11 protein-coding genes are annotated in these 13,035 nt (G+C 62.1%); 5 read left to right on the top strand and 6 right to left on the bottom strand.

The annotated features are described in order from the left end of the window. The first annotated feature begins 16 nt into the window (after positions 1–16). Positions 17–1,327: a TolC family outer membrane protein gene (locus AC1RRC_RS15130; protein WP_493056311.1), complete on the top strand. Its 1,311-nt coding sequence runs from the start codon at positions 17–19 to the stop codon at positions 1,325–1,327. 51 nt (positions 1,328–1,378) lie between these two features. Here AC1RRC_RS15130 and gloA read toward each other — a convergent pair whose 3' ends face one another. Beyond that, a complete protein-coding gene (gene gloA, locus AC1RRC_RS15125) occupies positions 1,379–1,789 on the bottom strand; it encodes a lactoylglutathione lyase (protein WP_493056310.1) in 411 nt (136 codons plus the stop codon). 127 nt (positions 1,790–1,916) lie between these two features. On the opposite strand from gloA, the gene AC1RRC_RS15120 reads away from it, so the two are divergent. After that, the gene (locus AC1RRC_RS15120) at positions 1,917–3,974 is read left to right on the top strand and encodes a phosphocholine-specific phospholipase C (RefSeq protein ID WP_493056309.1); all 2,058 of its coding nucleotides are present in this window, start codon (positions 1,917–1,919) and stop codon (positions 3,972–3,974) included. Positions 3,975–3,976: 2 nt separating this feature from the next. Here the strand turns inward: AC1RRC_RS15120 and AC1RRC_RS15115 are convergent, their stop codons facing one another. Then, positions 3,977–4,447 (bottom strand): Lrp/AsnC family transcriptional regulator, encoded by a 471-nt coding sequence (locus AC1RRC_RS15115; RefSeq protein ID WP_493056308.1) that lies wholly within the window; start codon positions 4,445–4,447, stop codon positions 3,977–3,979. Between the two features lie 168 nt (positions 4,448–4,615). Between AC1RRC_RS15115 and AC1RRC_RS15110 the strand changes: the two genes are divergently transcribed. Next, the gene (locus AC1RRC_RS15110) at positions 4,616–8,158 is read left to right on the top strand and encodes an indolepyruvate ferredoxin oxidoreductase family protein (protein ID WP_493056513.1); all 3,543 of its coding nucleotides are present in this window, start codon (positions 4,616–4,618) and stop codon (positions 8,156–8,158) included. Positions 8,159–8,201: 43 nt separating this feature from the next. Here the strand turns inward: AC1RRC_RS15110 and AC1RRC_RS15105 are convergent, their stop codons facing one another. The 3 genes from AC1RRC_RS15105 to AC1RRC_RS15095 form a co-directional block, all read right to left on the bottom strand. Further along, positions 8,202–8,801 carry a PRC-barrel domain-containing protein gene (locus AC1RRC_RS15105; RefSeq protein WP_493056307.1) on the bottom strand — a complete coding sequence of 200 codons (600 nt, stop codon included), beginning with the start codon at positions 8,799–8,801 and terminating at the stop codon, positions 8,202–8,204. A 71-nt stretch (positions 8,802–8,872) separates the two neighbouring features. Beyond that, a complete protein-coding gene (locus AC1RRC_RS15100) occupies positions 8,873–10,180 on the bottom strand; it encodes a PQQ-dependent sugar dehydrogenase (RefSeq protein WP_493056306.1) in 1,308 nt (435 codons plus the stop codon). A 29-nt stretch (positions 10,181–10,209) separates the two neighbouring features. After that, entirely contained in the window at positions 10,210–10,467 is a 258-nt protein-coding gene (locus AC1RRC_RS15095) for a hypothetical protein (protein ID WP_493056305.1), read from the bottom strand. Between the two features lie 139 nt (positions 10,468–10,606). Between AC1RRC_RS15095 and AC1RRC_RS15090 the strand changes: the two genes are divergently transcribed. Then, on the top strand, positions 10,607–11,551 hold the full coding sequence (locus AC1RRC_RS15090) for a DUF3667 domain-containing protein (RefSeq protein ID WP_493056304.1): 945 nt from the start codon (positions 10,607–10,609) through the stop codon (positions 11,549–11,551). A gap of 4 nt (positions 11,552–11,555) precedes the next feature. Here the strand turns inward: AC1RRC_RS15090 and AC1RRC_RS15085 are convergent, their stop codons facing one another. Next, positions 11,556–11,936, bottom strand: coding sequence for a VOC family protein (locus AC1RRC_RS15085; protein ID WP_493056303.1), 381 nt, complete (start codon positions 11,934–11,936; stop codon positions 11,556–11,558). A 188-nt stretch (positions 11,937–12,124) separates the two neighbouring features. On the opposite strand from AC1RRC_RS15085, the gene AC1RRC_RS15080 reads away from it, so the two are divergent. Then, positions 12,125–13,027 (top strand): NAD kinase, encoded by a 903-nt coding sequence (locus AC1RRC_RS15080; protein ID WP_493056302.1) that lies wholly within the window; start codon positions 12,125–12,127, stop codon positions 13,025–13,027. The last annotated feature ends 8 nt before the right edge of the window (positions 13,028–13,035 follow it).

The following is a 13,035-nucleotide window of genomic DNA, read 5'->3' as shown; positions in this document are numbered from 1 at the left end:
TCCCACGGAGAACGCAATGCAGAAACCCTTACTCGCCATGCTGATCGGCAGCGCAATGTTGACGATGAACGCACAGGCGGCTGACCTCCTCCAGGTATACCAGCAGGCGCTCGCCAACGACGCCACGTATGCCAGCGCGCGTGCCGCACTGGCAGCGGGTCAGGAGCGGACCACGCAAGGGCGTTCCCTGTTAATGCCGACGATCGGCCTGGGCGGCAGCAGCACCAAAACCACGGGCGACTTCGACTCCAAGAATTCGCCGACCCTGGACCGCTCGCTGGACAGCTCGAACAATAAATATGCGCTGCAACTGACGCAGCCGCTGTTCCGCTGGGACCGCTGGGAATCGTACCAGCAGAGCAAACTGTCCCAGGCGGTGTCCGAAGCCCAGTTCGCGCAGGCGCAGCAGGATTTGATCGTGCGCGTCTCGCAGGCGTACTTCGATGTGCTGACGTCGCAGGATGCGCTGACGTCGATCCAGGCGCAAAAGACGGCGACTACCGAACAGCTTGCGTCGGCCAAGCGCAACTTCGAAGTGGGTACCCAAACCATCACCGACACGCATGAAGCGCAAGCGGCATACGACTTGGTGGTGGCGCAGGAATTCGCCGCGCAAAGCGACCTGGAAGTCAAACGCGCCGCGCTGCAACAGATCATCGGCAAGCCGGCAGGTTCGCTGGCCACGCTGCGCACCGGCGTGAAAATTGCGTCGCCGGAACCAGCCGTCATGGAACCCTGGGTCTCGTCGGCGGAGCAGCAAAACTATGGCGTGGTGGGCGCCCAGTTGAACGTGGAAATCGCCAAGCGCGAAATCACCCGCCAGCGCGCCGGCCACTTGCCGACCCTGGACCTGACGGCCAGCAAAGGCCGGGACAGCACCACGGGCCTCGGCATCAACAAGGCGAATTCGATCGGGGTGACCTGGAGTGTGCCGATCTTCAGCGGCTTCAACGTCACCAGCAAGGTGCGTGAATCGATCGCGCTGGAAGACAAGGCCCGCAACGACCTGGAAGCGACCCGCCGCGCCGCGGCACAGGGTGCGCGCACGGCATACCTCGGCGTGAACAGCGGCCTGGCGCAAGTGCGCGCGCTGGAAGCGGCGGAAGTGTCGAGCAAGTCCGCGCTGGAATCGAACAAGCTGGGTTACCAGGTTGGCGTGCGGATCAACATCGACGTGCTGAACGCGCAGCGCCAGCTGTACTCGACCCAGCGCGACCTGTCCCGCGCCCGCTACGAAACGCTGATGAATGGCTTGCGCCTGAAATCGGCGGCGGGCTCGCTGAAGGAAGCGGACCTGGCGCCGATCAACGCGCTGCTGCAGAACTGATTGCCGCTGTCCTTCATCCCAAAAGCCGGGCTTGCCCGGCTTTTTTCTTGATCAGCGCAATCCGCCGCCCGCGCCGTCAAAGCTGCGCTCAATCAGCTCGATCTTGTAGCCGTCCGGGTCCGTCACGAAGGCAATCACCGTGGTGCCGCCTTTGACCGGGCCCGGTTCGCGCGTCACGTTGCCGCCATTGGCTTTCACGGCGTCGCACGCCGCCACGATGTTGTCGGCGGCAATGGCGATGTGGCCGTAGGCCGTGCCCATCTCGTATTTGTCCACGCCGTAGTTATACGTCAGTTCCAGCTCCGCATGGTCCGGATTGCTGCCATAGCCGAGGAAGGCCAGCGTGTATTTGTATTCGGGGTTGTCGCTGGTGCGCAGCAGTTTCATGCCCAGCACCTTGGTGTAGAAATCGATGGAGCGCTGCAGGTCGCCGACGCGCAGCATGGTGTGCAAGATTCGCATGGTATGGTGTGCCTTGAGGGTAAAACTGCGATTGTAGGCGTTGCGCGCCATCCGTGCAGGCGAAAAAACAGTTGCATCCACGCGCTATCGTGGTAACGTTAACGCATCATCATGTAAGGAGAGCGCAGTGACAGTCAAACGCCGCCGTTTTCTGGGCCAGGCCCTGGCTGCCGGATTGACCGGTTTTATGCCGCCGCTGCTGCGCCAGGCGCTGGCCGTGCCGGCGCACCGCGCCACCGGCAGCGTCATGGATGTGCAGCATGTGGTGATCCTGATGCAGGAAAACCGTTCATTCGACCATTACTTCGGCGCCTTGCCCGGCGTGCGCGGCTTCGGCGACCGTTTCACGATTCCGCTCAAGGGCCGCAACAGCGTGTGGGAACAGAGCAATGGCCGGCGCATCGTGATGCCGTATCACCTCGACCAGGAAGCCGGCAATGCACAGTGTGCGCTGGACTTGCCGCATACGTGGCCGGATGCGCAAGCCGCGTGGGATGACGGCCGCATGAGTTTCTGGGCCCGGTCCAAGACCGATGCGTCCATGGCGTATTACACGCGCAAGGAATTGCCGTTCCAGTTCGCGCTGGCCGATGCCTTTACCTTGTGCGACGCCTACCATTGCTCGCTGCAGGGCGGCACCAATCCCAACCGCCTGTATATGCTGACCGGCACCAACGACCCGCGCGCGCAGTGCGGCGGTCCCGCCATCGATAACCGCATGGAAGGACTGGGCCGGCCGGAAGACGGCTTTACCTGGATCACCTATGCGGAACGCCTGGAGCAGGCCGGCGTCAGCTGGAAGGTGTACCAGGACATGAAAGACAATTACGACTGCAACATGCTGGCCGTGTTCCGCCAGTTCCGCGAACAGTACGACCGCAAGGCCGGGCCGCTGTACGACAAGGGCTTGAGCAGCACCTTGTGGGACGCCAACCTGCAAGGCTTGCGCGACGACGTGGTGGCCGGGCGCCTGCCGCAAGTGAGCTGGATCGTCGCGCCGCGCCTGTATTGCGAACATCCGGGACCATCGACGCCGGTGCAGGGCGGCGTCTATACGCAGCAAGTACTGGAAGCGCTGCTGGCCGATCCGGCTGTCTGGAGCAAGACCGTGTTCCTGCAAATGTATGACGAAAACGATGCCTTCTTCGACCACATGCCGCCGCCGGCCGCGCCCGCGTTCAACCGCGATGGCAGCCGCGCCGGGGCGTCGACCGTCGACTGCGGCGACGAATGCCACACGGACCAGCGCCTGTACGGCCTCGGGCCGCGCGTGCCGATGCTGGTGATGTCGCCGTGGAGCAAGGGCGGCTGGGTCAATTCGCAAGTGTTCGACCATACGTCGATCCTGCGTTTCCTGGAATTGCGCTTTGGCGTGCGGGAGCCGAACATCAGCCCGTGGCGGCGCGCGGTCTGCGGCGATTTGAGCAGCTGCTTTGATTTCGCCAACCCCGATGCCTCGCCGCCATTGCAGGTCTCGCGCGGCAGGCAATGGGCCGATGCATGGCGCCGGGAGCAGCGCGCGCAAGGCGGCATCGACGTGCCGAGTGAAGGCATGCAAAGCGCACCGCGCCAGCCGCGCGGCGTGCGGCCGTCACGCGCCTTGCCTTATCAGCTGGAAGTCGCGTGCGGCGTGCTGGCATCGCGCCAGCAAGTGTCGCTGCGCTTCGTAAATAGCGGGCAGGCCGGCGCCGTCTTTCACGTATATGACCAGTTGCACCTGGAGCGCCTGCCGCGCCGCTACACGGTGGAGGCGGGCAAGTCGCTCGAGGACCTGTGGACCCCTGCGGCGGCGGACCAGGGCCGCTACGATTTATGGGTATTGGGACCGAACGGTTTTCATCGCCGCCTGCAAGGGAGCGTGGATGCGGACGGCGCCGCGCTGGCGCTGGAACTGGCGCCAATCACCAGGGAACTGCGTGGTGAACTGCGCGGCGCGCTGCGCGTCACGTTGCGCAACGATGGCGCGGCGCCGCGCGATATCGCGTTGCGCAAGCTGGCCTATGGCGACGCGCCGGTGCAATGGCGCACCCTGGCGCCGGGCGACAGCGCGCGGATTTTGCTGGCGCTCGATGGCCAACAGTACTGGTATGACTATGCGGTGCAGGCCGACGGCTGGATGCGGCGCTTTGCGGGCAGGCTGGAGACGGGGCGCCACGGGGTCAGCGACCCGGAAATGGGCACGTAAAATTAGGCCAGCGGCAGCGCCGTTTCATACTTCACTTCGCGCAGCGCCACGCTGGTGTTCACTTGCGACACGCCGGCCAGTTTCAGCAGCACGTTATGCAGGAAGTCGTGGTACGCGTTCATGTCTTTCACCACCAGCTTGACCATGTAATCGGAACTGCCCGTCACTTCATAGCACTCCATCACTTCGGGACGCAGCATCATGGCGTTTTCAAAACCGGCCACGACCGCGGCGTCATGCCGCGTCAGCGAGATGTGCAACATGCAACATTGCGACAACTCCACCTTGCGCCGGTCGACGATGGCGGCGTAGCGCTTAATCACGCCTTTTTCTTCCAGCTCTTTTTGGCGGCGCCAGCAAGGGGTTGCCGACATGCCTACTTTTTCAGCAAGTTCGTTGGTCGAAATGCGGCTGTTTTGTTGCAATTCGCTAAGAATTTTCAGCGATACCGCATCAAAAGTGGGATTTTCCATGAATGCCTAAAAATAAAAATCTTGTACTTTTTTGAGCCGTTTTTGACCTAAAGCAGAAAAATTATTCCGCACCCCGGCTCCTACTATCTCTGCATCAATGTTACAGGCGATGAGCCTGCCTATACAAGCTATATACAAGCTAATACGCGGAGATAAAACATGGGGTCGATGAATGATGTGAACGAGGTAAAACAGGTACCGGGATCGGGTGAACTGGCCGATCCGGACTACCGCCTCGACGACAATATGCGCCGCGAAACCGGCCGCATTTTCATCACCGGGACGCAGGCGCTGTTGCGCATGATGATCATGCAAAAGCGCATGGATGAACGCCACGGCTTGCATACGGCCGGCTTCATTTCCGGCTATCGCGGCTCGCCGCTGGGCGCGGTGGACCAGGAAGCGTGGCGCATCGCGCCGCTGTTGAAGGAAGCCGCGATTGAATTCTTGCCGGCCATCAACGAAGACCTGGGCGCCACCGCCGTGCTCGGTTCGCAGCAGGTGGAATCGGATCCGACCCGCACCGTCGAAGGCGTGTTTGCCATGTGGTACGGCAAAGGCCCCGGGGTCGACCGTTCCGGCGACGCCCTCAAGCATGGCAACGTGTACGGTTCGTCGCCGCACGGCGGCGTGCTGGTGGTGCTGGGCGACGACCACGGCTGCGTGTCGTCGTCGATGCCGCACCAGAGCGAACAGGCGCTGATGGCCTGGCACATGCCGGTGGTGAATCCCGCCAATATCGAGGAATACTTTGACTTCGGCCTGTATGGCTGGGCGCTGTCCCGCTTTTCCGGCAACTGGGTCGGCTTCAAGGCGATTTCGGAAACCGTCGAAGGCGGCGCCGTGGTCGAGTTGCCGGAGCCGCGCGACTTCAACGTGCCGACCGATTACCTGTACCCGCCGGGCGGCTTGCATTACCGCTGGCCGGATTTGCCGTCACTGGCGCTGGAACAGCGCCTGGCGGCCAAACTCAACGCCGTGCAAGCGTTTGCCAAGGTCAATTCCATCGATAAATTGGTGGTGAAAGCGCCGCAAGCCAAGCTGGGCATCATCAGCGCGGGCAAGGCGTACCTGGACTTGCTGGAAGCCTTGCAGCGCATGGGCGTATCGTTCGACTTGCTGGAACAGCTGGGCATCCGCCTGTACAAGCCCGGCATGACCTATCCGCTCGAGCGCACCCGGCTGTTCGCGTTTGCCGAAGGCCTGGAACAAATCCTGGTGGTGGAAGAAAAAGGCCCGGTGATCGAAGACCAGATCAAGGGCTTGCTGTACAACCTGCCCGCCGCCAGCCGTCCCGTCATCCTCGGCAAGACCGATGCGCAAGGCGAGCCGTTGCTCTCCAGCCTGGGTGAATTGCGTCCATCGCGCATCGCCCCGGCATTGATCCGCTGGCTGGCGCCGCTGCTGCCGCAACTGGGCCTGGAGCGCCAGCTGCCCTCGTTCTGCGCGGCGGATTTGCTGTCGAACAGCGCGGACGCCGTCAAGCGCACGCCGTATTTCTGTTCCGGCTGCCCGCACAACACGTCGACCAAATTGCCGGAAGGTTCGCGTGCGCTGGCCGGTATCGGCTGCCACTTCATGGCAACGTGGATGGAGCGCGATACGTTCAACCTGACGCAGATGGGCGGCGAGGGTGTCACATGGGTGGCGGCGTCGCGCTTCGTCAAGGCGCCGCACGTGTTCCAGAACCTGGGCGACGGCACTTATTACCACTCGGGCTACCTGGCGGTGCGCCAGGCGATTGCCGCCAACACCAATATCACCTACAAGATCCTGTACAACGATGCGGTGGCCATGACGGGCGGCCAGCCGGTCGATGGCGGCTTGTCGGTGCCGCAAATTGCGCAGCAAGTCGTGTCGGAAGGCGCTGCCAGGGTCGTGGTGGTGACGGATGATGTGTCGCGCTATGCGGGCGTGGTGCTGCCTGCCGGCGTGCCGGTGCGTCCGCGTGAAGAACTCGACGTGGTGCAGCGCGAGTTGCGCGATACCCAGGGCGTGACGGTGCTGATCTACGACCAGACCTGCGCCGCTGAAAAGCGTCGCCGCCGCAAGCAGAACAAGCCTGGTAAAACCGTGTTCCCGGACCCGGCCCGCCGCATGATGATCAACCCGGCCGTGTGCGAAGGGTGCGGCGATTGCGGCACGCAGTCGAACTGCCTGTCGATCCTGCCGCTGGAAACGGACCTGGGCCGCAAGCGCCAGATCGAGCAATCGTCGTGCAACAAGGATTACTCGTGCGTGGAAGGGTTCTGTCCTTCGTTCGTCTCGGTGCTGGGCGGCGCGCTGAAAAAGCCGGCCGCCGCGCAGATCACGCTGCAGCAGCTGGAAGACATGCTGGCGGCCCATCCGCTGCCACCGGCCTATGGTTTCGCGAAACCGTTCGAGATGCTGGTGGCCGGGATCGGCGGCACCGGTGTCGTCACCCTGGGCGCGCTGATCACGATGGCGGCGCACCTGGAAGGCAAGGGCGCGTCCGCGCTGGACTTCATGGGCTTTGCGCAAAAGGGCGGCGCCGTGATGTCGCATGTGCGGGTGGCCGCGTCGCCCGCGCTGCTGAACCAGGTCCGGATCGACTTGCAGCAGGCCGACGCCTTGCTGGCCTGCGACCTGGTGGTGGCCGCCATGCCGGACGCCTTGTCCGTGATGCGTCATGGCCACACCCAAGTGGTGGCCAATGAACGTGAAACGCCGACTGCGGAATTTACGCGTAATCCGGATGCCGACATCAACAAGGATGGCTTGCTGGCCAAGCTGCGCCACGGCGCCGGTGACGCAAACGTCTTCGGCATCAACCCGGCCGACCTGGCGCTGCGCGCGCTGGGCGAACAGATCACGGCCAACATCGTGATGCTGGGTTATGCCTGGCAGCGCGGCCTGGTGCCGGTCGGCTTGCCCGCGATGATGCGTGCGATTGAATTGAATGGCGTGGCAATTGACCTCAACAAGCGCGCCTTCATGCTGGGCCGCCTGGCGGCTGCCGACATGGGTGCCGTGGACCGGTTGGCGCAACCACAGCAAGTGATCCAGTTTGCGCAGCCGAAGTCGCTGGAAGAGATGATCGCCCTGCGCGTGCAATTGCTGACCGATTACCAGGACCGCCAGTATGCGGACCGCTATGTGGCGCTGGTGCGCCTGGTCGAGCAGAAAGAACGCGCGCTGGAAGGCGACGGCTCGAAACTGGCGCTGTCGAAAGCCATGGCGCGCAGCCTGTACAAGGCGATGGCGTACAAGGACGAGTATGAAGTGGCGCGTCTGCATGCCGACCCGGCTTTCCGTGAACAGATCGCCGGGCAGTTCGATGGCGACTTCAAGCTGCAATTCCACATGGCGCCGCCGCTGCTGCCGAAGCACAAGCCTGGCACCGATATTCCGGCCAAGCGTACGTTTGGCGCCTGGATGCTGCCTGCGATGGGCATGCTGGCCAAGCTGAAAGGCTTGCGCGGGACCGCGCTGGACGTGTTCGGCTATACGGAAGAACGCCGCACCGAGCGCGCCTGGCGCGACCAGGTGATGGCGCTGGCGGAAGAGCTGGCGGGCGGCCTGACGGCGGACAACAAGCCGGTGGCATTGAAGCTGGCGCAAGCAGCGGAAAAAGTACGCGGCTTTGGCCACGTCAAGCTGGCCAGCCTGGAAAAGGCGCAGCAGGAACTGGAAGCGCTGCGGCCGCAACTGCACGCGAAAAGCCAGTTCGTCATGATGAAGCGGGCATAAAAAATGCGGGCCACACAGGCCCGCATTTTTCATTGGGATGGGCTTAATACTTGCCCGTATCCTTATCGCGCAGGTGTAAATCCTTCGCATCATCATCAGGATAAGCGCTCTGGCTGGAAGACCCCGTGCCGCGGCTGATGTTGCCCTGGCCGGTGCTGTACGTGGCCGACGTTTGCGGGCTGCTTTGCATGGTGTTCGTGCCTTGTCCCATCACGCTGCCGGTCGAAGTGCGGTAGCCGGCATCCGGATGCGTGCCATAGAAACCGTGCACTTGCGACGTGAATTCGCTGCTGGCCATGTCGGGCCAGCGGTCCTTGTCGAAGCCCGGTGCGTTTTCCAGCCGGTCCTTGCTGACATCGAGGATGAAGCGTTTATTGGTCGTGTCAAGTTCCAGCGCTTGCCATGGCACGGCAAACAGCTTGTCGCCCATGCCCAGCAGGCCGCCGAACGACAGCACCGCATAGGCAATGCGCCCGCTCTGCATGTCGATCATGATTTCCTTGATGTCGCCCAGGTCTTCTTCCTGGCGGTTGTAGACGTCTTCGCCCATCAGGGTGTCGGCGCCCATCAGGCGCGGCCCCGGGCCATCGTCGGCGTCACGGTCGCGGTAAATACCGAATTTATCTCTGTCCAAATAGCTCATAGCAATCTCCTGGTAAGCCGGCTGGGCTGTACCGGCGAAAGTTAACTGTCAGTTAGCCCGATGCCGATGGTTCAGCTTCCCTTCGGCGTGACGCGCCAGACGATGTTCGCGACATCGTCCACCACCAGCAATGCGCCCGCCTTGTCCACTGCGACGCCGACGGGCCGGCCACGGGCCTTGCCTTCGGCACTGAGGAACCCGCTCAGGAAGTCTTGCGGCGGCCCGGATGGCTGGCCGTTGGCAAACGGCACGAACACCACCTTGTAGCCACTGTGCGGCTTGCGGTTCCATGAACCGTGCTGGCCGATGAAGGCGCCCCCACGGTACGTTGCGGGGAATAAATCCCGCTCATAAAAAGTCAGTCCCAGCGAGGCGGTATGGCCGCCCAGCGCATAGTCAGGCACGATGGCTTTCGCCACCAGGTCCGGCTTTGGGTCCTTCACGCGCGCATCGACATGCTGGCCGAAATAACTGTAGGGCCAGCCGTAAAAGCCGCCCGGTTTTACCGACGTCAGGTAGTCGGGCACGAGGTCATTGCCCAGTTCATCGCGTTCGTTGACGACGGTCCACAGCGCCTTCGATTGCGGCTGCCACGCCATGCCGTTCGGATTGCGCAAGCCGGTGGCGAACAAGGTGGCCTTATTGGTGGCCAGGTCCAGCTGCCAGATCGCGGCCCGTCCTTCCTCGCGCTCCATGCCGTGTTCCGCCACATTGCTGTTCGAGCCGACGGTGGCGTACAGCGTCTTCCCATCGGGGCTGGCAATGATGTTCTTGGTCCAGTGATGGTTCAGTGTCCCGCCCGGCAAATCCATGACCTTGACGCCGGGCGCGGTAATCGAGGTTTGCCCCGGCTGATATGGGAACTTCAGCACCGCGTCGGTATTGGCCACATACAAATCATTGCCGACCAGCGCCACGCCGAACGGGGAATGCAAGCCTTGCAGGAAGACCGTGCGGGTTTTCGCCATGCCGTTGGCATCGATATCGCGCAACAGCGTGATGCGGTTGGCCGGGGGCGTCACGGCGCCGGCCTTTTTCATTTGCGACTTCATGATGGCGCCTTTGATGCCCTTGCCGTCTTCCGGCTTGGGCGGCGCATTGGTTTCCACCACCAGCACGTCGCCGTTCGGCAGCACGTACGCCCAGCGCGGATGGTCCAGGCCACGCGCATAGGCGCGCACCGTGAAGCCCGTCGCGGCCACCGGCGCCTCGTTGTCCTTGAAGCGTTCGACGGCGGCCACGTTGACGGTGGGGATCAGCGATTTTTCCGGTGGCGGCAGCGCGGGCGAGGGGCCGAAGCCCGGGGGATAAGCTGGCTGTTGCGCCCATGCCGTCAGGCTGAGCGTGGCGATCAATGCAAACGGTACTGCTGGCTTCATTGTCGGCTCCTGTCAGTCATATGCCCTGTTCAATCACGCTTGCCGCCGGGTTGCGGCACCGCCGTGCCGGGCGGTTTGGGTTGCACTTTTTCCACACCCCGGACACCATGCAAATCCGTGTCGACCAGTCCCTGTTCGAGGTCGCTGGCGGCCTGGCGGATCACGCTGCGGGGTTTCGGATCATGGCCGTCAGGCGATTCATCGCGCTCATGCGGCAAGCGTTTGCCGTCGTCGCTCTTTGCCGGCAGGGCGGTATTGACTTGCCGGTCTTTGGCTTCCGTTACCATGATGGGTCCTCCTGTCGTCGCTTCGCGGCCATCATAGTCCCGTGAATTGTGTGCAGTCGCGCGTTTGAACTTTTTTGAAACAGTGCAATTACGGCATGAACTCAGGTAACATTTCCCGGCTAACTGCACAGGAATTTAGATGAAGAACGACGTCGCCCACCAGCATCACGACATCCCGGCCATTTGCCCCAATTGCGAAACGCCCACCAGCGGCGGCAACTATTGCCAGCACTGCGGCCAGGAAACGCGCCTGCACAAAGCCAGCTTTGGCGAATTCGCCCATGAGTTCATTGGCCATTACGTGGCGTTGGAAGGGCGCCTGTGGGGCACGTTCACGCGGCTGATGTTCCGTCCCGGCCTGCTGACCCTGGAATACATGCGGGGGCGCCGCAAGCGTTATGTGGAACCGCTGCGCTTGTACCTGTCGCTGTCGATTATCTTTTTTGCGCTGATGAAATTCACCGGGACCGACCCGGTGGAGATGACGGGCAAGGGCGCGGTCGCCGAAAAGCAAGAGCAGGTGACGAAGGAAATCACCAAAGAGGCGGCCGGCATCCGCGACGAGATTATCAAGAACGGCAGGACTGTGGATGCGAGGGGTAATCAGATTGAATTACCGGACCGCTTCCGCGAGGAGGCGCCGGGCCTGGCCAAGCATGTTGAAAAGCAGATCGACCACTTGAATACGCTCGATACGGAACAGCGCGGCGAACTGCTGACGGAAAGCTTCTTCAAATACGGCCCGTATGCGATGTTTGCGCTGATGCCCTTGTTTGCGCTGTATTTGAAATTCCTGTACCTCGGTTCCGGCAAACGCTATGGCGAGCACATGCTATTCGCGCTGCACACCAGCGCATTTGCATTTGTGTTGTTTACCGCCATCCAGCTGACGGCGAATAGCTTCGTGGTATTCCTGGAATTCTGCTGGCTGGTCGGCTACCTGCCCTGGGCCATGCGCCGCGTCTATGGCGGCAGCCGCTGGGCGACCTTCTTCCGCTGGTCGCTGCTGATGCTGGCGCACAGTATTTCAATCGGCATGGCGTTCATATCGGCGTGGGGTGTGGGCCTGGCATTGGCCCACTAAGCTTTTACTCGGTTTTCGCGGCCGGCTGCCACAACTCCACCTTGTTGCCATCGGGGTCCATGAACCAGCCAAAGCGTCCGTAATCAAACGATTGCGGATCGCCCACCAGTTCCGCGCCGCCGGTTTTGACTTGCGCCAGCGCGGCGTCGAGGTCGTCGACGATCAGGTTGAACATGAAGTCGCGCTTCGATGGCGCGAAGTAACCGGTGGTGTCCTTGAATGGACTGAACACGGTGCAGCCGCCATCGGGCATCGCGGCCGGAAAGAAGCTCGCGTAGTCGGTGGATTCCGTGGAAAAGCCCAGGTGTTCCTGGTACCACGCCATCAATGCCTGCGGATTGCGCGACTTGAAGAAAATACCGCCCACGCCAAGTACCTTTGCCATCTGTTCCCCCGTTGAGTGTGCTTGCAGTCTGTTGCTGCACAAATTATACTGGTTGTATGTACAGTATTGCGTGCATGGCAGAAGGTTGCATTATGGGTTACTCTGCCGGGTGTTACCACCCCAGTGTTGTTGCCCAGTATCGCGATGTCATTCGCGGCCCGATTTGTGGCCTATAGCCCGAGAGATTTATGCCAGCTACGCAAGTTCTGTTTAAAACAATCGCCCTGGTAGTGCGCCAGAATACCGCCGGCATTGAAGAAGCCGTGGGCAGCTTGCTGGACTTCCTGCGCCATGCCGGTCACACCGTCGTGTTCGAAGAAGAAACCGCGGCGCATTTGAGCGTGCCGGGTGTGCCCTCGATGACGGCGGCTGAAATCGGTGAACACGCGAATGCCGCGATTGTCATGGGCGGCGATGGCACCATGCTGGGCATGGCGCGCCGCCTGGCGCCCTTCGACGTGCCGCTGATCGGCATTAACCAGGGGCGGCTGGGCTTCATGACGGATATCCCGCTCGACGGCATGTTGCCGGTGCTCGAACAAATGCTGGCGGGTCACTACCAGGCCGAGCGCCGCACCATGGTCGAAGGGCGCGTGGTGCGCGACGGCCAGGATATCTATGTGGGGCGCGCGTTCAATGACGTGGTGGTGTCGCGCGGCGCGGGCGCCGGCATGGCGGAGCTGCGGGTCGATGTCGATGGCCAGTTCATGTATAACCAGCGTTCGGATGGCTTGATCATTTCCACGCCGACCGGTTCCACCGCCTATGCGCTGTCGGCCGGCGGTCCTTTGCTGCATCCGACCCTGGGCGGCATCGTCATGGTGCCGATTGCACCGCACGCGCTGTCGAACCGGCCGATCGTGTTGCCGGACTCCAGTGAAATCGTGGTTGAAATCATGCGAGGCCGCGACATCACCGTGAATTTCGACATGCAGACCTTTGCCAGCCTGCAGGCGCACGACCGCATCATCATCCAGCGCTCGCCGCACTCGATCACGTTCCTGCATCCGGAAGGGTGGAGTTACTACAATACGCTGCGCGAAAAACTGCACTGGAACGAATATCCGTCAGGCGAAGGCAAACTGGCCTGATCCCCTCA

This window comes from Pseudoduganella sp. GW821-FHT12E03 (assembly GCF_058807115.1).
This window is presented reverse-complemented; position numbering and strand designations above follow the sequence as displayed.

Bases quoted from the DNA above. Each gene is read 5' to 3' on its own strand.
- AC1RRC_RS15095 (WP_493056305.1), bottom strand. From the start codon at position 10,467: ATGGTAACGGAAGCCAAAGACCGGCAAGTCAATACCGCCCTGCCGGCA.
- gloA (WP_493056310.1), bottom strand. From the start codon at position 1,789: ATGCGAATCTTGCACACCATGCTGCGCGTCGGCGACCTGCAGCGCTCC.
- AC1RRC_RS15130 (WP_493056311.1), top strand. From the start codon at position 17: ATGCAGAAACCCTTACTCGCCATGCTGATCGGCAGCGCAATGTTGACG.
- AC1RRC_RS15110 (WP_493056513.1), top strand. From the start codon at position 4,616: ATGAATGATGTGAACGAGGTAAAACAGGTACCGGGATCGGGTGAACTG.
- AC1RRC_RS15100 (WP_493056306.1), bottom strand. From the start codon at position 10,180: ATGAAGCCAGCAGTACCGTTTGCATTGATCGCCACGCTCAGCCTGACG.
- AC1RRC_RS15090 (WP_493056304.1), top strand. From the start codon at position 10,607: ATGAAGAACGACGTCGCCCACCAGCATCACGACATCCCGGCCATTTGC.
- AC1RRC_RS15115 (WP_493056308.1), bottom strand. From the start codon at position 4,447: ATGGAAAATCCCACTTTTGATGCGGTATCGCTGAAAATTCTTAGCGAA.
- AC1RRC_RS15085 (WP_493056303.1), bottom strand. From the start codon at position 11,936: ATGGCAAAGGTACTTGGCGTGGGCGGTATTTTCTTCAAGTCGCGCAAT.
- AC1RRC_RS15080 (WP_493056302.1), top strand. From the start codon at position 12,125: ATGCCAGCTACGCAAGTTCTGTTTAAAACAATCGCCCTGGTAGTGCGC.
- AC1RRC_RS15105 (WP_493056307.1), bottom strand. From the start codon at position 8,801: ATGAGCTATTTGGACAGAGATAAATTCGGTATTTACCGCGACCGTGAC.